Raw genomic sequence first — 4,270 nt, forward strand, 5'->3', positions numbered from 1 at the left:
GAGGTCTGGTACGGCGACCGGGTCGCGGTGCTCGGCGCGAACGGCACCGGCAAGTCGCATCTGCTGCGGCTGCTCGGGCGCGGCGGGACGGATCCGGACCCTGCGATGCTGCGGCTCGACGCGTCGGACGACAGTCACGACGAGGACGTCGCGCAACCGGGCGCCGGGCTGGCGGCGGTGGCGCATCACGGGAGTGCGCGGCTCGGGGCCCGCGTCGTGCCGGGGCACTTCTCTCAGACGCACGACCGGCCGGAGCTGACCGGGCTCACGCTCGTCGAGATCCTCTGGCAGGGCGACGCGCGCCGGCCGAGCCTGCCGCGCGACGCCGCGATGAGCACGCTGAACCGCTACGAGCTGGCGGCGCAGGGCGACCAGCGGTTCGACACCCTCTCCGGCGGCCAGCAGGCCCGGTTCCTGATCCTCCTGCTCGAGCTGTCCGGGGCCACGCTGCTGCTGCTCGACGAGCCCACCGACAACCTCGACCTGGCCAGCGCGCAGGCGCTGGAGGCCGGGCTGTCAGGGTTCGAAGGAACGGTGATCGCGGTCACGCACGACCGCTGGTTCACCCGCTCCTTCGACCGGTTCCTGCACCTGAGCGGCGACGGGAAGGTGGCCGAGGTGCCCGAGCCGGTGTGGGACTAAGACCATATCGGACCAAGACCGCGTGGGACCGAGCCGGGCGGGACGGCCGGGTGGCGGGGACGATCCGAAGCGTGATGGGATGAGGATCAGATCATCGAGCAACCGCCCTGGAGGCGTTCATTCATGGCACGGTTCAAAGTAGGCGTGCAGCTGCGGCCGCAGCACTGCGAGATGGCGCAGCTGCGCGCGGCGTGGAAGGAAGCCGACGCGCTCGGCGTCGACACGATCTGGACCTGGGACCACTTCTATCCGCTCTACGGCGACCCGGCCGGCGCGCACTACGAGTGCTGGACCATGCTCGCCGCGATCGCCGCGGACACCTCGCACGCACAGTTCGGCGCGCTGGTGACCTGCAACAGCTACCGCAACCCCGACCTGCTCGCCGACATGGCCCGCACCGTGGACCAGATCAGCGGCGGGCGGCTCATCCTCGGCCTCGGCTCCGGCTGGTTCGAGCGCGACTACAACGAGTACGGGTACGAGTTCGGCACCGCGCCGGAGCGGCTGCGGGCGCTGCGTGAGACGCTGCCGCGGATCGAGGCGCGCCTGGCAAAGCTCAACCCTTCCGGCGAGAACATCCCGCTGATGATCGGCGGGTCGGGCGAGAAGGTGACGCTGCGGATCGTGGCCGAGCGTGCCGACCTGTGGAACTCCTTCGGGCCCGCGGCCAACTTCGCGCACAAGAACTCGGTGCTCAACGAGTGGTGCGAGAAGCTGGGCCGCGACCCCGCGCAGATCGACCGCACCGTGATGATCGACCCGAACGAGGTCGACAACTTCGAGGAGTACCTCGACGCCGGGGCGACGCACCTCATCGTCGGCTCGGACGTACCGTTCGAGCTCAAGCCGGTGGAGCGGCTGCTCCAGCACGCCCGCGGGTGAGCTAGCGGGCGTGTCCGCGCACTGACGCGGGTAGATCGCTCGAGCGCTCTGCGGACCGGTTGCGGCACCGGTTCGCAGGGCGCTTCGTTGTTATACGGCGGCTGACGGCGACGGCGTGGGGCGAGGCCCGGAGCGAAAGTTTCAGGTCACCGCCGCCGCGGCGGGGCCGCAGGCCGGGGCCGGGCCTGCGACATGGGGCGCTACCGAGCCTGGCAAGCGCTTCGACGATATTGCCACCGGACTGCTTCGCTTCTACGCTCCCGGGCGCTACAGCAATCGAAGCGCTTCGACGGACCAGCCCGCAGACCGGAGGTGACTCTCCTCCCGCACGGCCCTCCGCCCAAGCGCGCTCGAACCGAGAAGGCGGAGGCTTCAACACCCATGCGAAGAAGGTTCGTCCAAGCCGCGCTGGCCGCGGCCACGGCGGCCGCCGCGGCGATCAGCCCGATCCTGGTGCAGGCCGCGGCCGCGCCCGCGATGGCGGCCACCCCGGCCACCACCGCGTACAACTGGAACAGTGTGGCGATCGGCGGCGGCGGCTTCATCCCGGACATCGTGTTCAACACCGGGGCCGCGAACATCGTCTACGCCCGCACCGACATCGGCGGCGTGTACCGGTGGAATCAGAGTTCGAGCTCGTGGACCCCGCTGATGGACTGGGTAGGCCAATCCAACTGGGGCGAAATGGGCGCGGTGTCCGTGGCGGCCGACCCGATCAACACCAACAAGGTCTGGGCCGCGGTCGGGATGTACACCAACTCCTGGGACCCGAACAACGGCTCCATCCTGCGCTCCGCGGACCAGGGCAACACCTGGACCGCGACCGCGCTGCCGTTCAAGCTCGGCGGCAACATGCCCGGCCGCGGCATGGGCGAGCGGCTCGCCGTGGACCCGAACGACGACAACGTGCTGTACTTCGGCGCGCCCAGCGGCAAGGGGCTGTGGAAGTCCACTGACTCCGGGGTGACCTGGTCGCAGGTCGCCAACTTCCCGAACGTGGGCAACTACGCGCAGGACTCCACCGACACCACCGGCTACCTCAGCGACAACCAGGGCGTCACCTGGGTCGCGTTCGACAAGGCGACCGGAACGTCCGGCAGCCCGACCAAGACCATCTTCGTCGGGGTCGCCGACCTGCAGAACACCGTGTATGAGAGCACTGACGGCGGCGCGACCTGGTCACGGGTGGCCGGGCAGCCCACCGGATTCATGGCGCACAACGGCGTGGTGGACGCGACCAACGGGATCCTCTACATCGCGACCAGCAACAAGGGCGGGCCGTATGACGGCTCGTCGGGAGATGTGTGGAAGTACGCGCTGGCCACCGGCACCTGGACGCAGATCAGCCCGGTGAAGTCCTCGGACACCAGCAACGACTACTTCGGTTACAGCGGCCTGTCGATCGACGCACAGCATCCGGGCACGATCATGGTCACCGGGTACAGCTCATGGTGGCCGGACACGTATATCTGGCGTAGTACCGACGGCGGCACGACGTGGAAGCAGGCCTGGAGCTACACCAGCTACCCGAACCGCGCCGACGCGTACACGCTCGACGCCTCCGCGACACCCTGGCTCTCTTTCGGCACGACGACGCAGGAGCCGGTCGAGTCGCCGAAGCTGGGCTGGATGACCGAGGGCCTGGCGATCGACCCGTTCAACTCCAACCGGATGTTCTACGGCACCGGCGCGACGCTGTTCGGCACCACGAACCTGACCAACTGGGATTCGGGCACCAGCTTCACCATCAAACCCTTCGTCAGCGGCCTCGAGGAGACCGCCGTCAACGGTCTGATCAGCCCGCCCACCGGTTCGGCGCCGTTGATCTCAGCCCTCGGCGACCTGGACGGCTTCGTGCACACCTCGCTGACCTCGGTGCCGTCCTCGATGTTCACCTCGCCGAACCTGTCCAGCGGTGACAGCGTCGATTACGCCGAGCTGCAGCCGGCCACGATCATCCGGACCGGTGACGTCGACAAGACGCAGAGCAGCAACGCGAACGTGTATCGGTTCGCGTTCAGCACCAACGGCGGCAGCAGCTGGTTCCAGGCGTCGGCGGAGCCGCCTGGAGTCACCGGCGGTGGCCAGGGTGCGATCGCGGCGGACGCCAGTTCGGCGCTGTGGAGCCCGAAGGGCGCCGGCGTCTACTACACCACCACCTACGGCAGTTCCTGGACCGCCTCCACGGGCATTCCGGCCGGCGCCGTGATCGCCTCGGACCGGGTGAATCCGAAGGTGTACTACGGCTACTCGGCCGGGACCTTCTATGTCAGCACCAACGGCGGCGTGAGCTTTACCGCTTCCGCGGCCACCGGGCTGCCGGCCACCGGCACCGTGTACATCAAGGCGGTCGCGGGCACGGCCGGGGACGTCTGGGTGACCGGCGGCGACTCCTCCGGCGTGTCAGGGATCTGGCACTCGACCAACTCCGGCGCCAGCTTCACCAAGCTGACCACCGTGTCGGCGGCGATCAACCTCGGCTTCGGCAAGTCGGCGGTCTCCGGCGGCTACCCGGCGCTGTACGCGATCGCGACCGTGAACGGCGTGCAGGGCATCTTCCGCTCCGACGACACCGGCGCGACCTGGACCCGGATCAATGACAACGCGCACCAGTGGGGCAACGCCGGCGCCGCGATCACCGGCGACCCGCGCATCTACGGGCGCGTATACGTGGGCACCAACGGCCGCGGCATCATGTACGGCGACCCCAGCGGTTCGTCGACCGGCAGCCCGAGCGCGAGCGCCA

The 4,270-nt window shown here is 69.1% G+C and carries 3 protein-coding genes; all 3 read left to right on the top strand.

Annotated features, from left to right (window positions below; translation table 11 throughout):
• On the top strand, positions 1–642 hold a 642-nt coding region (locus VFB40_RS10060; RefSeq protein WP_324849222.1), incomplete at its 5' end, for an ATP-binding cassette domain-containing protein.
• 123 nt (positions 643–765) lie between these two features.
• Complete coding sequence (locus VFB40_RS10065; RefSeq protein ID WP_324849224.1) at positions 766–1,524, top strand: LLM class F420-dependent oxidoreductase; 759 nt, start codon at positions 766–768, stop codon at positions 1,522–1,524.
• Between the two features lie 381 nt (positions 1,525–1,905).
• Positions 1,906–4,270: beta propeller repeat protein (locus tag VFB40_RS10070; protein WP_324849226.1), on the top strand; the 2,365-nt coding region annotated here is incomplete at its 3' end.

The organism is Actinocrinis sp. (assembly GCF_035650855.1).
Classification (GTDB): Bacteria; Actinomycetota; Actinomycetes; order Streptomycetales; family Catenulisporaceae; genus Actinocrinis.